This is a genomic window from Peribacillus sp. NPDC101481, from assembly GCF_044767165.1.
In the GTDB taxonomy this organism is placed as follows: domain Bacteria; phylum Bacillota; class Bacilli; order Bacillales; family DSM-1321; genus Peribacillus.
This window is the reverse complement of record NZ_JBIWNJ010000001.1, coordinates 198293-214898: the sequence shown is the minus strand read 5'-3', so window position 1 is coordinate 214898 and position 16606 is coordinate 198293. Positions and strand designations below refer to the sequence as shown.

The following is a 16606-nucleotide window of genomic DNA, read 5'->3' as shown; positions in this document are numbered from 1 at the left end:
TTTTTTTCCTCCAGTTTGGTTACATTCTTCTATTATAGCTGACATAGAATAGCTATTGAAAGTGTAATGATCGTTTTACGCATGGAACGAATACCAAAGGTATATTGAATGAATGTCAGTTTAACTAAAATAACTGAATCAATACTTGGGCGTCCTTCCTCTGAATACATATCTTTCACCAAGTCATAAATGAAAGTGAAGTCAATGGAAGCCTCAATTATACGAACCAAATGATTCGCCGGCACCAGTTGATCTAAAGTAATCATTTCAAGTTGGTCTCGCTGAATAGAATTATGTTTCGAAAGCATCCTCATCACCTCAAGTATTAATAGTTCTATTTTAAAACAAAAAAGATTATAGGCAAAAGGAGTTCCATCTAAAATTTTAAACATAGTTGATTGGAGCGGGTGTGCGAGACTCCTGCGGGAATAGCGAGTCCAAGGGAGACCCCACAGGCGCAAGTGCGCCGAGGAGGCTCCCGGACCGCCCGCGGAAAGCGAGTGCCTGAAGTGGAAATCAACGTCCAAATTTGTAAAGCCAAAAAAAACTGTAGACAAACTCGATTTTCATCGAGTTTGTCTACAGTCTGAGATAGAGATTTTAAGCAATCTCTATCTTTTTTTATCCATTGAAGTTCATAAGCATTGCAAAATGCTTTCCAATTCATGTTCGGCAATTTGTACGAATTCTTCGTTTTTTTGAAGGCTGAAAATGTTCTTGGATTGCTTTATATAGTGCAGTCCTTCTTCAGGTTGTTGAAGATGAACCAGATTTTTACCAGTTAAAAGATGGAGTTCCGCATATAAATATAATGATTCTATCGAATTGCAAATGTTGATCCCTTTAAGAGTATAATTTAATGATTCCTGATAATAATGAAGTTCAGTCAATGTTTGTGCTAATCCATGAATGATCTTCACTATAATGGTACCTTCTTGATTCACATGGGGAATATTCTCGATAAATTCCAGTGCTTCATTGAAGATGGTGATGGCCTCTTCATAATTCTTCGTTTTAAAATGGATGATCCCGATACTATTTAAAACTTCTATTTCCTGTTGATGAAGAATGACCCGTTTACCCATGGTAATCTGAATGGCCTCATTCAATAATTCTATAGCCTTTTGTTTGTCATTGTATAAATAAAAATAAGAGATACCTTCATGCCATATTAAGAATTGATAAAATGATATCGATTTTTCCGATGCAGTTGCCATTTCTTTTTGGACGATTTCATAGATTGCTTCATAATTACGAGTCCGTTTGTATTTGTTAATCAAAAGTTTTATCGTTTCTATGTAATTATAAATCGGTTCATTTTTGGTAGTGAAGAAATACGGCAGGTCAACTTTAAGTTTATCCGCAAAAAGTGCCAATTCATCAATGGTTGGAGAAGTGATGCTTCTTTCATAATCTGACAGGGCATTAGGTTCACATATATCCTTAGCCAGTTCTTCCCTTGTAAGATTTTGTTTTATACGTAATTCGTTGATAACAGAGCCAACCTCTATTTTCATTACAATTGCCCCTTTGTACCTATGTCTAGAATTCTATTTTAACATAATTTAATTTTTATCAGTAAGATAATGAAAGATGGTTCGAAATAACTACTTTACGTGTTTTCCAAGGTATCCCTACAACAAAAATTATGAATTGCGTTTTATTATTGAAGTGAGCAAACTAATATGACGTCTTTTCATTATAAATTGAGAAAAGTATATAATCACGGATAATAGTAAGCATTAAATTTAAAATATAAGGATAAAAAAAGAGGCGGCAACCTGCCGCCTCTAACGTTATTAATTTCCAATGAATTGCTGGGTCCAATAGTGGGCGTATTTCCCTCCTGTCACATGCCCAATTCCAATATGTGTATAGTTCTTGTTCAGGATATTGGCCTTATGTCCGGGGCTGTTCATCCATGATTTCATGACAGCATCCGCACTAGGTTGACCTGCTGCGATATTTTCCCCTGCGTACTCGTAACTGATACCAAAGGATTTCATCATATCGAAAGGAGATCCATAACTCGGGCTTGTATGATTGAAATAATTATTATCACGCATATCCTCAGATTTCAGAATTGCTACGTTGGAAACGTCTGTATCCATTTCAAGGGGAGAGAGGCCAGCTTTTGAACGTTCTTCGTTAACCAAACTAAGAACCCGCTGTTCAACTGATTGACTTTCTTTTTGATTTACTGTTGTGTTGGATGCCGGAAGATTTATGATTTGTCCGATTCGAATTTGATTTGCATCCTTTATTGCAGAGTTCGTTTTGAGTAATTCGTCAATGCTGACATCATATTCAGAAGCAATTTTCGTTAAGGTATCTCCTTTTGCCACCTCGTATGTATTGGCTCCCATTGCAACTTTTGGAGATAGTAGGGATAGAGACAGTGCTGATAAAATGATGATTTTCTTCATTTTGATTCCTCCTAGTAGAATATCTGGATTGGAAGTATAGTATGCTATAAAAATAGTTTTGTGTAAAATTAGCTCATTAACATTCTTTATTGGAATGGGAAAAAGGTATCGAATAAGAACATACAAAATACGGGTCCATATAACTTGGGAGAGTATATGGTAAATCAAAATCATAGGGCTTTTTGATAAATTGGTAGGATCATTTCATGTAGATAAAGAATCATTTTACGTTTGCAGGCCGTGTTTGTCAGGGTAAACAATAAGAACATCAAAACGATATAGTTATATGTAACTAAATATGATTGAACTAATAAATTATCCTAAGGGTGGAACTTGTATGGATTTAAAGGCAGGCAAATTGTTTTGGAAAGATACATTTGAAGCAAAAGAATACCCAATGCTGGAAGAGGATCTTTCATGTGATGTTTGTATAGTGGGGAGTGGTTCATCTGGGGCGCACTGTGCCTATTTTTTGGCAGAGACGGGTCTGAATGTGGTTCTGATCGATAAACGGGATATAAGTGAAGGGAGTACGGTTGCGAATACTGGACTCTTACAGTATTCAAATGATAAAACATTAACATCCCTCATTCATAGTTTTGGAGAAGAAGCTGGGACGCGGCATGTTCTGCTTTGTTTGGACGCCATTAGGATACTTGAAAAAGAGGTTGTTCCAAGTTTAAAGGAAAACCCGGATTTTAAAATTAGAAAAGGCTTATACTATGCATCCAATCCCAAGGATGTTTCTATGCTTAAAGAAGAATATAATAATCTAAAATCCCGCAATTTCCCTGTTGAATATTATACTGAAAAAGAGATTTACCGAAAATTTTCGTTTCCGAAAGCAGGAGCGCTGGTTACAGATAATGATGCTGAAATCAACCCTTATAAACATGCACATTTATTGATTGAAAAGGCAGTTTCGAAAGGCGTACGTGTCTATTCAAAAACAAAAATCAATGGGAAGATATTAAAAGAGAATCAAACCCAGTTATTTACCCAAACCGGACATACGATACATGCACAGACGGTCATCTTCGCGACTGGGTATGAAGCCCAAGAAGAGGTGAAGGATAAAAATGCAGTGATTCTCAGTTCGTATGCCATCGCAACCAATCAAATAGCAGATCAAGCTAAATGGCATGATAATATGATGATATGGGAAACGGCACGGCCTTATTTATATGCAAGAAAAACTCCTGACAATCGAATTATCATTGGTGGTCTTGATGAATCGACCGGTTATCTGGATAAAAGGGATTCAATGATTTTGAACAAAAGAGATAAATTATTAAAGCAGCTTGTCAATTTGTTTCCAGAATTAGAGAATCGGATTTCGGCTGATTATTATTGGGGAGCTTTTTTTGGTGAGACCCATGATGGTTTACCGACAATAGGAATGTATCCTGACCATCCTAATTGCTACTTCTTATTGGGGTATGGCGGGAATGGAACGGTTTACAGTGTCATCCTTTCCCAAATCATCAGGGATTTGATTACAAAGGGTGGACATGAGGACTCGGCATTGTACGTTAAGGAAAGGAATTTTTCAAAAAGTATTGTCCATTAAAACAGGTATCTCTTATTCATGAATAGAAATAAGTAGACAGCTGAATATACGGAGGGATTCTTCGATGTGGTTTAAGGAATTGGAAACAGAAAGGCTGCGTTTAATCGAAATAGGTCACCATCATGCTGAGAGTCTATTTGAAATCCTCTCTAAAGATGAAGTGACTAAATATGATGGGATAGAAAGTTTAACTCTATTAGAAGATGCCCGTCGCTTAATCGACTCGTTTAAAAGTGCCTATTTAAACAAACGTGGGATGCGATGGGGAGTCATTTTAAAGGATTCAGGCAAATTCATCGGTACCGTTGGCCTGAATCAATTGAGCCTAGCCAACAAACGCGCCGAAATAGGATATGAAATCCATCCTGAATATTGGAGGAAACACCTTGCGTCTGAAGCTGTCAACGAAGTATTGCGCTATTGCTTTGAAGAATTGAAACTACAAAGAATCGCCGCTTTAACTTTCAAGGATAATATTGCATCCAGAAACTTATTGAAGAAATTTGGATTCAAAGAGGAAGGCAGCCTCCGAAGTTATCTATTTCTTCGTGAACAATCGCATGATGCCCTTGTGTTTTCCTTGTTAAGCACAGAGTATTGCCAGTTACGGCAACAAAGTTTTCAGGGATCAAATAGATTTTAGTTTAATATAGAAGATTGCAGCTGGCCCAAGTGCCAGTTTTTTATTTGCAGATGATTTTATATCAGTAATGGACAATATACATATTTTTCATGTTAAAATGGAATGCGAATTCATTTAATCAGTCCGGGTGGACATAAAAAGGAGCAAAATCATTGTGAAGATACTATTTCCGTTGCTTGCGGTCCTAGGCGGCATCACCATTGCCATACAAGGACAAATCAATGGTGGATTAGGGAAAAAAGTGGGGGTCATTGAGGCTTCTTTCATTTCGTTTGGAATCGGGACACTCGCTTTATTATTTATTGTTTTGTTTGCAGGAAATGGAAATATTTCTGCGGTAGCTTCTGTACCAAAATGGCAATTGATAGGCGGACTGTTAGGGGCTATTTATGTCATTGTTATTATATTGGTTGTCCCTCAGATTGGAGTGGCACCTGCATTGGTCGGGGTTATCGCAGGCCAGATACTAATCGGGGCTGTCATTGACCATTTCGGTTTATTTGGAGGGGTACGCATCCCATTGGACGCGAAAAAGGTGGCAGGCATATGTTTACTTTTCGTGTCATTATATTTATTTAATCATAAATGAAGAAGGGTCATTTTTCATTGAAACGACGGGTACATATAGGGGAGAATGAAGGGGTATTTCTATTCTACTATAGTTATTAACTATTATTTGGATATCGATTAAAAAGAACTAAATATTTTAATGAAGTAATGCATTATCCTACTAAAATATATTATTTGAGAGTGGATGGTTTGCTAGGAAGGTGGTCTTAGTAACCAACCTAGCATTAATTATTAGAATATTTAGAAATAAATAGACAAGAGAACCTATATGAATACTGATTTAGAGGTGTTTGGAAAAACACCTGGAAGTCGGAAGTCCTTTCAGGTGATCATTTCTATTTACCTAGTATCTAGATCGAATTGATTAGCAATTAATTACTATATTGTGAAAAAGTACTCACTGGTTTATTGATTTTTTGATTTATTCGTAATATACTTAAAATTCAACATCTTTAATTCGAGGTATAGTATCCTTAGCGAGGTTGAAAAGAGGGTGATTTTTAACTAGTAAACTGCATTAATTGCTTTTATAGGTAGAAATACAGATTTATGCAAACGGTTCGCTAGTTGTTTTTTGGTGAATTCCTGCAATGAATGCTTCTAACTTTCCTCGCTGACATTATTTGTACTATACGAAAGATTTATAGGTGTTAGAAGGATAATCTCTTAAATGTGATTATTCTAAGAAAGATTAAAGATGAGGGGGAATATTTTTTGAAAAAGTCTAAATTTTCAGTGCTTGCTCTTCTTATGGCCATCATGCTTATGCTTGCGGCATGCAATGGCGGTTCGAAGGAAACTTCGAATGAAAAAGAAGGTGGCTCGGGTGACTCATCCGGATCAAAGGTATTAAATGTAAACAATTCGAGTGAACCTGGTTCGCTTCACCCTGCAAATGCACAAGGCACTCATGAATCATGGATCCTTGAACATACGTTTGAGGGACTGACAAAGAAAACGGAAGAAGGCAAAATCGTACCTGGTTCTGCAGAATCATGGGAAACCAGTGAAGATGGATTAACTTGGACATTCAAATTGAAAGATGGTTTGAAATGGTCAAATGGAGATCCGCTTACAGCCAATGACTTCGAATATGCTTGGAAATATGCTTTGAAACCGGAAACGGCTGCTGACTATGCTTACCAACTTTATTATCTTAAAGGCGGGGAAGCTTACAACAGTAAGAAAGGGAAGGAAGAGGACGTAGGGGTTAAAGCGACAGACGAACATACATTAGTCGTTACTTTGGAACAGCCTACACCGTATTTCCTTGACTTGACTTCTTTCTATACTTTCTATCCAATCAATAAAAAGGTACAGGAAGAAAATCCGAAATGGGCTTTGGATGCAAAAACTCACGTTTCAAACGGGCCGTTCAAATTAACGGAATGGAAACATAAAGAAAGCCTGAAAATCGAAAAGAATGAAAATTACTACGATAAAGATAAAATCAAATTGGATGCGGTTAACTTTGCTCTAATTGAAGATGAAAATACAGCATGGCAAATGTATCAGAGTGGCGAATTGGACCTCGCTTATCCACTGCCAGTGGATATTCAAGGTCAAATGGTCAATTCTGATGATAAAGAATTCAAAATGGGCAAAGAACTTGCCGTTTACTATTACAACTTTAATACAGAAGTGAAACCTTTCAATAATGCTAAAGTAAGGAAAGCGCTTTCAATGGCTATCGAGCGTCAAAAAATCACCGAAAATGTTGCTCAAGGCGGACAAAAGCCTGCTTTCGGCGTAGTCCCTCCGGGTATTCCTGATGCATCTGGAGATTTCCAGGAAAATACAGGTAACCTATTTAAGGAAGATGTTACCGAAGCTAAGAAATTGTTAAAAGAAGGACTTGCTGAAGAAGGCATGAAAGAATTACCTGAGTTTTCAATTTTGTATAACACTTTAGATTCACACAAGAAAATTGCTGAAGCGGTTCAAGGAATGTGGCGTGATAACCTGGGTGTTGAAGTGACACTTGAAAATGCAGAATTCCAAGTTAAGCTTGACCGTGAAAAAGCTGGTGACTTTGAAATTTCCCGTGCAGGATGGGTTGGTGACTATGTTGACCCGATGACATTCATGCTTTGGGAAACGGACGGAGCCTATAATGATGCAGGTTGGTCAAACAAAGAATATGATAATTTATTAAAAGAAGCAAAATCTACAATGGATCCAAAAGAACGCATGGATGCTTTGCATAAAGCAGAGAAAGTCATGATTGACGAAATGCCGATCCTTCCGGTTTACTTCTATACAAAACCATATATGGTTAAATCGAATGTTACTGGAGTTTTTGCTCCGATTAACGCTTATCCGAACTTTATTTACGCGGATAAAAAATAATAGAAGGATAATAGTGAAATGGGAGGTATGTCCGATTAAGGACATACCCCATTTTTCAATTGCGAATTTGAATATTTCATGCATTCATTTCCGTTTTCAACTTCTTAGAAAATCGATGATTGGGGTGATTACCATGTTGAGATATACATTAAACCGTTTTAAATGGGCGATTATTACTTTATGGGCTGTTATTACATTAACGTTCATCATAATGCATACGATTCCGGGAAATCCATTTGCAAAAGAAGGAGCCATGCCTCCTGCTGTTTATGAAAACCTTCAAGTCCACTATGGATTGGACAAGCCGTTGTTGACCCAATATGGGAATTATTTATTGGAAGTCGTTCAATTTGATTTTGGTCCTTCATTGAAATCTTCATCCATTTCCGTGAATGATTACATTTTGAAGGGGTTTCCGGTGTCCTTGCACTTAGGGGCACAAGCTTTGGTGATTGCCATCTTTTTTGGCCTCATTTTGGGTGTCGTGGCATCACTGAAAAGAAATAAATGGCCCGACTATTTATCAATGATCATTGCCATCGTAGGGATTTCCGTTCCTAACTTTATCCTGGCGACTATTTTAATCAATTATTTTGCAATTAAATGGAATATATTCCCTGTTGCTACATGGGCGACATGGCAGCATACCATTTTACCATCCATTGCCCTTTCTATGATGCCGCTTGCTTTCATCGCGAGACTGATGCGGACAAGCATGCTTGAAGTAATGGGGCAGGATTACATTTTGACAGCAAAAGCCAAAGGATTGAAACGGAGCGGTGTCATAATCAAACATGCGATTCGGAATGCGTTATTGCCGATTATCACGATTCTGGGCATCCTTACGGCTAATATCGTGACAGGAAGCTTCATCATTGAACGTATTTTTGGTATTCCGGGCATGGGAGATATGTTCGTAAAGGGAATATCCAACAGGGACTACCCGGTGATTCTTGGTTCCACAATTGTGTATAGTGCGGTGCTTATTCTATTGATATTCATCGTTGACATAGCCTATACGTTGATTGATCCTAGAATTAAAGTGACGGGGGAGAAGAAATAATGGCAGATAAAGTGCATTTAACCGAAGATATGTTCCAACCCGCCGAAGGCAACTTTAAGGAAGCTGAAAAAATAGCAAGACCTACAGTTTCATATTGGTCTGACGTCTGGCGTCGATTTAAAGAAAATAAGCTGGCGATGACTGGATTTGTTCTTATAATCCTCTTGGTCTTGATGGCGATTTTTGGTCCGTACATTAACGGATATACTTATTATGGACAAGATTTCGAGAATAAGAATCTTAGCCCAAATAGCGAGCATTGGTTTGGAACGGATTCATCAGGAAGGGATCTATTTACGCGAGCTTGGTACGGTGCAAGGATATCTTTGTTCATTGGATTGATGGCAGCGCTGATCGACTTTTTAATTGGTGTCCTTTATGGCGGGATTTCTGCAATTCGCGGTGGACGCACGGATAATATCATGATGCGGTTTGCCGAGGTTATCTATGCGATTCCATACCTATTGATGGTTATCTTAATGATGGTCGTATTAAAACCTGGTATTCTGCCGATCATCATTGCGATGTCGATTACGGGGTGGATTCCGATGGCGCGACTGGTACGGGGACAGGTTTTACAACTGAAAGAGAATGAATATATCCATGCTGCAACAATCTCTGGAGCCAATACGAGCTGGACTTTAAGAAAACACATGATTCCTAATACAATGGGACCGATCCTTGTCAATTTAACGTTGACTGTACCTACTGCCATTTTTGCCGAAGCTACACTTAGCTTTTTGGGACTGGGAGTTCCGGCACCTCAGGCAAGCTGGGGAACATTGACAAGTGATGCACTGGGAAGCATTCTGGTAGGGAATTTCTATCAACTGTTAATCCCGGCAATATTGATTTCCTTAACGATGTTCGCGTTCAATGTGGCTGGTGACGGGTTGCAGGATGCCTTAGATCCAAAACTACGGAAATAAATGAGTCCTAACATAATGATTTGATATTACTAGAATAGGAGGGACGATGATGGAGAACCTATTAGAAGTCAACGATTTACAAATCACCTTCCATACTTATGCAGGTAAAGTGCAAGCGGTTCGCGGTGTGAACTTTGGCGTGAAAAAGGGGGAAGCCGTTGCGATTGTTGGGGAGTCCGGATGCGGCAAAAGTGTTACAGCGAAATCTATCATGAGATTATTGGAAACACCCCCGGCAGAGTATGGAAAAGGGTCGATAAACTTTGGCGGTAAAGACCTTCTTAAAATGAGTGAAAAGGAAATGCAGAGGATTCGCGGAAATGAAATCAGCATGATTTTCCAGGATCCGATGACTTCGCTCAATCCAACGACAAAAATCGGTAGCCAGATCATGGAAGGCATTTTAAAGCATAATAAAAATATGTCCCGAAATGATGCATACGAACGGGCGTTGGAAACACTGAAACTAGTAGGTATTCCACAGCCGGAAAAAAGGATGCAGCAATATCCGCATGAGTTTTCAGGTGGTATGCGCCAAAGGGCGATGATAGCGATGGCCCTTGCTTGCGAACCGAAATTACTGATTGCCGATGAACCAACAACTGCATTGGATGTAACGATACAAGCGCAAATTTTGGAACTGATGAAAGATATCCAACGAAGAATGGATACTTCCATCATATTAATCACTCATGATTTAGGCGTGGTTGCAGAAACTTGTGAACGGGTAGTCGTCATGTATGCAGGCAAGGTTGTTGAGACGGGTACGGTAGAGGCTATATTTTCAAACCCGCAGCATCCTTATACAAGAGGTCTGCTTAAAACGGTGCCAAGGCTGGATATGGAAAAAACGGCTCCGTTGGTTCCGATTATCGGATCACCACCGGATTTATTGGATCCGCCAAAAGGATGCCCATTTTACCCAAGATGTGAATCAGCTATGAAAGTGTGCAAAGAACATGATCCGGAGCTTGAAGTAGTGGAAGAAGGTCAGACAGCCGCATGCTGGCTGCACCACCCGATGGCCAAGGCAGCACAGGTACAAGCACCGACTAATGTATAAAGGAGGAGAACTAATGGTTTCACTGAAAAATAAGGCCGTAAAAGAAAAGACATACAACGAAAATTCTCCTCTTGTTGAAATAAAGAATCTGAAGAAGCATTTTCCTATCGGTTCTCAATCGCTTAAAGCGGTAGACGGTTTGGATCTCAAAATCTATCCAGGGGAAACTGTCGGTCTTGTTGGGGAAAGCGGTTGCGGTAAGTCGACTGCAGGTCGTACAATCACTCGATTATATGAACCGACTGATGGAGAAGTTCTTTTTCAGGGGAAAAATATTTTCGATTACAAACCCGGGGAAATGTCACATATCCGCCGTGAAATACAAATGATTTTCCAAGATCCGTACGCATCCTTGAACCCAAGGATGAAGGTGGAGGAATTGATAGGGGAACCACTTGCCATTCATGGAATTTCAAAAGGTAAAGAGCGAAGAAAACGGGTGGAAGACCTGCTAAAGCTAGTTGGTTTAAGTCCGGAACATATCACTCGTTTTCCGCATGAATTCAGTGGTGGACAACGCCAGCGTATTGGAATTGCAAGGGCATTGGCTTTAAATCCTAAATTCATCGTTTGTGATGAACCAATCTCTGCCTTGGATGTTTCGATACAGGCCCAAGTAGTCAACTTATTAAAAGAACTGCAAAAAGAAATGGGATTGACTTATTTATTCATCGCGCATGATTTATCGATGGTCAAGTATATTTCAGATCGCATTTTAGTCATGTACCTTGGAAGAATGATGGAACTTTCGGATAGTGATTCTTTAACGAAAGATCCGCTACACCCATACACACAGGCCTTGCTATCCGCAGTGCCGATACCAGACCCGACTATTAAACGGGAAAGGATCGTCCTTAAAGGCGATGTACCAAGTCCGATCAATCCGCCGAGCGGCTGTGTATTTCGGACGCGCTGCCCTAAGGCGATGGAGATATGCTCCAGTGCTGTACCTGAATGGAAAGAACAAAAACCAGGGCATTTCGTTGCTTGTCATTTATATTGGTAAACAAAAAAACCAGTTGCATTTGCGACTGGTCTTTTTTTACACATTTATGTAAAATATTTTTAGAATAGAAACGATTATCAAATTATTAATCAGCATGTCAAAATAAAAAACTAGGAATCTGAAAATAAAACATATAAAATGTAATTATATGTAAATATAAAATTCTGTTGAATGTATCAATTTGTGAGAGAAGGAGGGGCTGTTATTGTATTCCACGATAACTAGTGAGATCGTCGATCGTGTCATGATTGTTACTCTTAATCGTCCAGAGAGAATGAATGCTTTCAATGAAAAGATGTGTGAGGAGATGATTCGCGCTTTTAATGAAGCGGATGAAAATGATGACGTAAGAGCCGTCATATTAACTGGCGCTGGGGATACTTTTTGTGCTGGAATGGATTTGGAAAAAGGTGCAGAAACGTTTATGGATCACACTCCTTTGGTTGAATACCGCGATGCAGGGGGAATGTTGTCATTACGGATTTTCGAGATGAAGAAACCTATGATTGCTGCCATTAATGGAGCGGCAGTCGGGATTGGGATAACAATGACTTTGCCCATGGACATTAGAATCGCTTCAACAGATGCAAATATGGGTTTTGTATTTGCGAGGCGGGGGATAACGATGGAGGCATGCAGCGGCTGGTTCTTACCCAGGCTTGTCGGAATGGGAAAAGCTTCCGAATGGATTTTTACCGGCAGGATGATTTCGGCCAGTGAAGCATATGAGGGAAGGTTGGTAAACAAGATCGTCGAGCCAGAAGAATTGATGTCTGCTGCTATGGAAATTGCAACAGACATTGCGGAAAATACATCTTCCGTTTCTGTGACGTTATCCCGGCAATTAATGTGGACCATGCTCGGTGCAAACCATCCTGTTGAATCACACAAAATAGAATCGAAAATGATTCATTGGACCGGAAAACAAGCGGATGCACTAGAAGGGATCGAAGCTTTCCTCGAAAAAAGGAAAGCTGATTTCAAGATGAAAAGCAGTAGTGATATGCCTCCGTTTTATCCTTGGGGAACGGATCGAACATATGAAGTGGATAAGAAATGATTGAATGGAATGGCCCAGGGAAACCAGGGGAAGTGCGTGATAATTTTTACTTTTCGGATAAATTAGGGTTTCTATTCTTAGTGTGTTATACTGGGTTTACCATTTACTAAACTTGTTTCATGTTCCCTATTCCCCGTGAATAGGGTTTTTTTATGATTGCTTTTTTAATCAAAAAAAACAGACCCTACAAGTAGGGTCCGTTATATATTGTATTTAAGATTATGCTTTTTGAACGTTAGTAGCTTGGGGTCCACGTTGACCTTGCTCAACTTCAAAAGTAACTTCTTGACCTTCGTCTAATGATTTGAATCCTTCGCTTTGGATAGCTGAGAAATGTACGAATACATCGTCTCCGTTTTCGCGTTCGATGAAGCCAAATCCTTTTTCTGCGTTAAACCATTTTACTTTACCTTGTTCCATTGTTGTTGCCTCCTAGTGTGAATCCACACATTGTGTTACTACCCTTGCTCAATCATTAGACGAAAAGTTTTTCACTTATCAATCTTCCCGAACAAAAATAATTCTTTTTAAATATAACAGATAATGTCGGAATCTGCAAGCTAACATGGGAAGATTATTTATGTACACATTCGATGAACAATTTTTAATACCCTTTTTTGTAATCAAGTAAATTTGTTGAAGGTTTTTTACCATTTAGATAGTTCTTTAAATTCGGCATGAAAATATCATGAATGAGCCTTTGGTCGTAAAATTCCGTATTTCCGGATGTGTGCGGCGTGATGATTACATTGTCCAACTCCCATAGTGGGCTATTCTCAGGAAGTGGCTCCGTTTCAAACACATCAAGTCCGGCACCCGCAATTTCTTTGTCCATAAGTGCTTGAACCAAATCGTTTTGAATGACGAGATTTCCCCTTCCTATATTAATGAAAAAAGCGGAGCGCTTCATTAACATGAATTCCTTTTTCCCGAACATATACCTTGTTTCTGGGGTCAAAGGTAATGTCACGACAATATAATCACATCTTGGAAGAAGATCATTCAATTGTTTTTGTGTGAACATCTCATCGACAAATTCTTCTGATTTATCCGAATGGCGCATTCCTAACACTGTCATGCCAAAAGCCTTGGCAATTTTTGCGGTTTCCTTTCCGATTTTTCCGACACCGATGATTCCGATGGTCTTTTCATGAATTTCCTGCTTCATATGTGCGTGATGCCAAGTCTTTGTCTGCTGTTGTTTAATATATGTATCTACTTTTCTTGTTAAGGCAAGCATTAACGCGAAAATAGTCTCTGAAATGGGATACGCATGAACACCGTTTGCAGTTGTAATCTGAACATTCATTTGTTCTAAATTTTCCAGGGGTAAAGCATTCACTCCGGCGCTCCATGTCTGGATCCATTTTACTTCGCTTGCATCAATCGATACAGACATTTCCGCTTTCCAGCCTGCGATCACTTCAGCATCGGCTATATGATTTCTCCATATTTCCGGAGATCTTCCGGTGATAACCGTCCAATCGGGAACCAATTCTTTAATTTTCTGTAGTAAGAGCTCATTCAAATTTTGGCTTATTATTAGTTTTCTTTTTGGCATAACTAACCTCCTGTATCTTTTTTTCTGAATTATACGTAAGTTTTGAAAATCTTTCAATCGGGAAAGCGATTGCTTAACAATCTTGCTATAATACTAATAATCAATGGAATGGGGTGTATTCATGAACGTGAAAGACATATATGGACAGCTGCCTATTATAGAATCAAAACGTTTGGTCATGAGGAAAGTCACCATGAATGATGCCGAAGACATGTTCGCTTATGCATCCAACAGTGAAGTTTCCCGTTACGTCACATGGGAAGCTCATCGTTCCCTATGTGATACAAAAGATTTTATCAGGTTTATCCTGCAAAATTATGAGGATAAGAAAATCGCTCCATGGGGCATAGAACACAAGGAAAGTGGTAAGTTGATTGGTACTATTGATTTTGTTTCATGGCAGGTTGATCATCATAGTGCAGAAATCGGGTATGTGCTTGCACCCGAATATTGGGGGAGTGGCTTGATGACGGAGGCAGCGCAAAAGATAATCGCCTTTGGCTTTGAAAATATGAACCTAGTTCGTATACAAGCAAGGTGCTTCGTTGAAAATATGGGTTCAGAACGCGTCATGCAAAAGGCTGGTATGTCTATTGAGGGAATCATTAGAAAAGGAATGTTTGTAAAGGGAAAGCATCAAGACTTAAAGCTATATTCCATTATAAAATGATGGCTTTGGAGTCTGCTGATTAAAGAAGAAATAAGGAAAAATACATCGGTTTTGAAATTATAAATATTGGAAAATCAAAAACAAACAATATGTGCAAATATTGAATCAAAAACTATACAAAACGTCTAATGTAAAAAGTCCGTTTGAAAAATATAATGAAACTATAAAATCGTGTTGAAATGGAGGGTTTCTTTAATGGCAGTAATAAATGAAGTAAAAACGTTGAAAAATTATATCGGTGGCAAATGGGTGGATTCCACAACATCGAAACATGAACAAGTGCCTAATCCGGCAACAGGAGAAGCTTTGGCGATCGTTCCCCTTTCAACAAAGGAAGATGTAAACCAAGCAGTGCAGGTTGCTAAAAAGGCGTATAAAGAATGGAAAAAGGTCGCCGTTCCAAAAAGAGCCCGCTTCTTATTCCGTTATCAGCAATTATTGATAGAACACTGGGATGAGCTTGCAAAGCTGGTCACAATCGAAAATGGAAAAAGCTATACAGAAGCATATGGTGAGGTTCAGCGGGGGATTGAATGCGTGGAATTCGCAGCAGGTGCGCCTACCTTGATGATGGGCAGCCAGCTTCCTGATATTTCTCCAGGTATTGAATCTGGCATGTATCGTTATCCAATGGGTGTCGTTGCAGGGATTACGCCGTTTAATTTCCCGATGATGGTACCATGTTGGATGTTCCCGCTGGCAATAGCTTGTGGAAATACGTTTATCTTAAAACCTTCAGAACGGACACCGCTATTGGCCAACCGTCTTGTGGAATTATTGACAGAAGCCGGTGTTCCGGATGGAGTTGTCAATATTGTCCATGGTGCCCACGATGTCGTGAATGGGATATTGGAACATGAAGACATTAAAGCGGTATCATTTGTTGGATCCCAGCCTGTCGCAGAGTATGTATACAAAACGGCAGCTGCCAATAAAAAACGTGTCCAGGCTTTATCAGGAGCGAAAAATCATTCAATCGTCATGCCTGATGCGGATTTGGATAATGCGGTAACGAACATTACGAATGCCGCTTTCGGATCTGCAGGCGAGCGCTGCATGGCTGCGTCAGTGGTTGTTGCGGTGGGAGAAGTGGGAGATTCGCTCGTTGAGAGATTAAAGGCTGCAGCGGATGACATCAAGATAGGAAATGGAATGGATAAGGACGTTTTCTTGGGGCCTGTGATTCGTGATACTCATAAAAAGAGAACAGAACAATATATTGAAATCGGGGAGAAAGAAGGAGCTGTCCTCCTTCGTGATGGCAGGAATGAAGGCGATCAGGAAAATGGCTATTACGTTGGACCGACATTATTTGATCATGTAAAAACAAACATGAAAATATGGAGTGATGAAATTTTTGCTCCTGTCTTATCCATAGTACGGGTCAATACCCTTGAAGAAGCAATCGAATTGACCAATCAATCAGAATTTGCCAATGGTGCGTGCCTCTATACGGATAGTGCAAAAGCCATCAGGGAATTTCGCGAAGAAATTGATGCAGGGATGCTTGGCATTAATCTTGGGGTACCCGCGCCAATGGCATTCTTTCCATTTTCCGGCTATAAAAGTTCCTTTTATGGAGACCTTCATGCCAATGGGAAAGACGGAGTGGAATTTTACACTAGAAAGAAAATGTTAACGGCAAGATACTGATAGGAAAAAGGGGGTCGGCTCAAATTGTGGTCGGCCTTCCTTT

General features: G+C 39.4%; 15 protein-coding genes and 1 pseudogene. 11 read left to right on the top strand and 5 right to left on the bottom strand.

Translation table 11 applies throughout. The annotated features are described in order from the left end of the window. Nucleotides 1–68: 68 nt before the first annotated feature. The 3 genes and pseudogenes from ACIROD_RS00980 to ACIROD_RS00970 all read right to left on the bottom strand — a co-directional run. A pseudogene (locus ACIROD_RS00980) lies at nt 69–308 on the bottom strand (transposase); the annotation flags it as partial. Between the two features lie 327 nt (nt 309–635). Continuing rightward, a complete protein-coding gene (locus ACIROD_RS00975; protein WP_402937210.1) occupies nt 636–1517 on the bottom strand; it encodes a helix-turn-helix domain-containing protein in 882 nt (293 codons plus the stop codon). A gap of 282 nt (nt 1518–1799) precedes the next feature. After that, nucleotides 1800–2426, bottom strand: coding sequence for a CAP domain-containing protein (locus tag ACIROD_RS00970; RefSeq protein WP_101225430.1), 627 nt, complete (start codon nt 2424–2426; stop codon nt 1800–1802). 337 nt (nt 2427–2763) lie between these two features. Here ACIROD_RS00970 and ACIROD_RS00965 point away from each other — a divergent pair, with 337 nt between their 5' ends. The 9 genes from ACIROD_RS00965 (at nt 2764) to ACIROD_RS00925 (ending at nt 12679) form a co-directional block, all read left to right on the top strand. Continuing rightward, a complete protein-coding gene (locus ACIROD_RS00965) occupies nt 2764–3996 on the top strand; it encodes an NAD(P)/FAD-dependent oxidoreductase (RefSeq protein ID WP_402937207.1) in 1233 nt (410 codons plus the stop codon). A gap of 64 nt (nt 3997–4060) precedes the next feature. Beyond that, nucleotides 4061–4639 (top strand): GNAT family N-acetyltransferase, encoded by a 579-nt coding sequence (locus ACIROD_RS00960; protein WP_402937205.1) that lies wholly within the window; start codon nt 4061–4063, stop codon nt 4637–4639. 154 nt (nt 4640–4793) lie between these two features. Continuing rightward, nucleotides 4794–5228 (top strand): DMT family transporter, encoded by a 435-nt coding sequence (locus ACIROD_RS00955; protein WP_137017639.1) that lies wholly within the window; start codon nt 4794–4796, stop codon nt 5226–5228. A 695-nt stretch (nt 5229–5923) separates the two neighbouring features. After that, nucleotides 5924–7558, top strand: coding sequence for a peptide ABC transporter substrate-binding protein (locus tag ACIROD_RS00950; RefSeq protein ID WP_402937203.1), 1635 nt, complete (start codon nt 5924–5926; stop codon nt 7556–7558). 133 nt (nt 7559–7691) lie between these two features. Further along, complete coding sequence (locus ACIROD_RS00945; RefSeq protein WP_063235007.1) at nt 7692–8621, top strand: ABC transporter permease; 930 nt, start codon at nt 7692–7694, stop codon at nt 8619–8621. Beyond that, the gene (locus ACIROD_RS00940; protein ID WP_101225426.1) at nt 8621–9550 is read left to right on the top strand and encodes an ABC transporter permease; all 930 of its coding nucleotides are present in this window, start codon (nt 8621–8623) and stop codon (nt 9548–9550) included. Before ACIROD_RS00945 ends, ACIROD_RS00940 begins: the two co-directional genes overlap by 1 nt. Nucleotides 9551–9599: 49 nt before the next feature. Further along, complete coding sequence (locus ACIROD_RS00935; RefSeq protein WP_402937200.1) at nt 9600–10613, top strand: ABC transporter ATP-binding protein; 1014 nt, start codon at nt 9600–9602, stop codon at nt 10611–10613. 13 nt (nt 10614–10626) lie between these two features. Beyond that, a complete protein-coding gene (locus ACIROD_RS00930) occupies nt 10627–11619 on the top strand; it encodes an ABC transporter ATP-binding protein (RefSeq protein WP_048679436.1) in 993 nt (330 codons plus the stop codon). Between the two features lie 205 nt (nt 11620–11824). Further along, on the top strand, nt 11825–12679 hold the full coding sequence (locus ACIROD_RS00925) for a crotonase/enoyl-CoA hydratase family protein (RefSeq protein WP_230175883.1): 855 nt from the start codon (nt 11825–11827) through the stop codon (nt 12677–12679). A 219-nt stretch (nt 12680–12898) separates the two neighbouring features. Here the strand turns inward: ACIROD_RS00925 and ACIROD_RS00920 are convergent, their stop codons facing one another. Beyond that, nucleotides 12899–13099, bottom strand: a complete 201-nt coding sequence (locus tag ACIROD_RS00920) for a cold-shock protein (protein WP_029714163.1) — start codon at nt 13097–13099, stop codon at nt 12899–12901. A 184-nt stretch (nt 13100–13283) separates the two neighbouring features. Continuing rightward, nucleotides 13284–14240, bottom strand: coding sequence for a D-2-hydroxyacid dehydrogenase (locus ACIROD_RS00915; RefSeq protein ID WP_402937198.1), 957 nt, complete (start codon nt 14238–14240; stop codon nt 13284–13286). A gap of 121 nt (nt 14241–14361) precedes the next feature. Between ACIROD_RS00915 and ACIROD_RS00910 the strand changes: the two genes are divergently transcribed. Together ACIROD_RS00910 and ACIROD_RS00905 are read left to right on the top strand one after the other, a co-directional pair. Then, nucleotides 14362–14910, top strand: coding sequence for a GNAT family N-acetyltransferase (locus ACIROD_RS00910; RefSeq protein ID WP_260357762.1), 549 nt, complete (start codon nt 14362–14364; stop codon nt 14908–14910). 195 nt (nt 14911–15105) lie between these two features. Beyond that, complete coding sequence (locus ACIROD_RS00905) at nt 15106–16563, top strand: CoA-acylating methylmalonate-semialdehyde dehydrogenase (RefSeq protein WP_311735943.1); 1458 nt, start codon at nt 15106–15108, stop codon at nt 16561–16563. The last annotated feature ends 43 nt before the right edge of the window (nt 16564–16606 follow it).

Coding starts and splice junctions, on each gene's coding strand:
- ACIROD_RS00945 (WP_063235007.1), top strand. CDS start 7,692: ATGTTGAGATATACATTAAACCGTTTTAAATGGGCGATTATTACTTTA.
- ACIROD_RS00905 (WP_311735943.1), top strand. CDS start 15,106: ATGGCAGTAATAAATGAAGTAAAAACGTTGAAAAATTATATCGGTGGC.
- ACIROD_RS00960 (WP_402937205.1), top strand. CDS start 4,061: ATGTGGTTTAAGGAATTGGAAACAGAAAGGCTGCGTTTAATCGAAATA.
- ACIROD_RS00910 (WP_260357762.1), top strand. CDS start 14,362: ATGAACGTGAAAGACATATATGGACAGCTGCCTATTATAGAATCAAAA.
- ACIROD_RS00970 (WP_101225430.1), bottom strand. CDS start 2,426: ATGAAGAAAATCATCATTTTATCAGCACTGTCTCTATCCCTACTATCT.
- ACIROD_RS00935 (WP_402937200.1), top strand. CDS start 9,600: ATGGAGAACCTATTAGAAGTCAACGATTTACAAATCACCTTCCATACT.
- ACIROD_RS00965 (WP_402937207.1), top strand. CDS start 2,764: ATGGATTTAAAGGCAGGCAAATTGTTTTGGAAAGATACATTTGAAGCA.
- ACIROD_RS00930 (WP_048679436.1), top strand. CDS start 10,627: ATGGTTTCACTGAAAAATAAGGCCGTAAAAGAAAAGACATACAACGAA.
- ACIROD_RS00975 (WP_402937210.1), bottom strand. CDS start 1,517: ATGAAAATAGAGGTTGGCTCTGTTATCAACGAATTACGTATAAAACAA.
- ACIROD_RS00940 (WP_101225426.1), top strand. CDS start 8,621: ATGGCAGATAAAGTGCATTTAACCGAAGATATGTTCCAACCCGCCGAA.
- ACIROD_RS00920 (WP_029714163.1), bottom strand. CDS start 13,099: ATGGAACAAGGTAAAGTAAAATGGTTTAACGCAGAAAAAGGATTTGGC.
- ACIROD_RS00915 (WP_402937198.1), bottom strand. CDS start 14,240: ATGCCAAAAAGAAAACTAATAATAAGCCAAAATTTGAATGAGCTCTTA.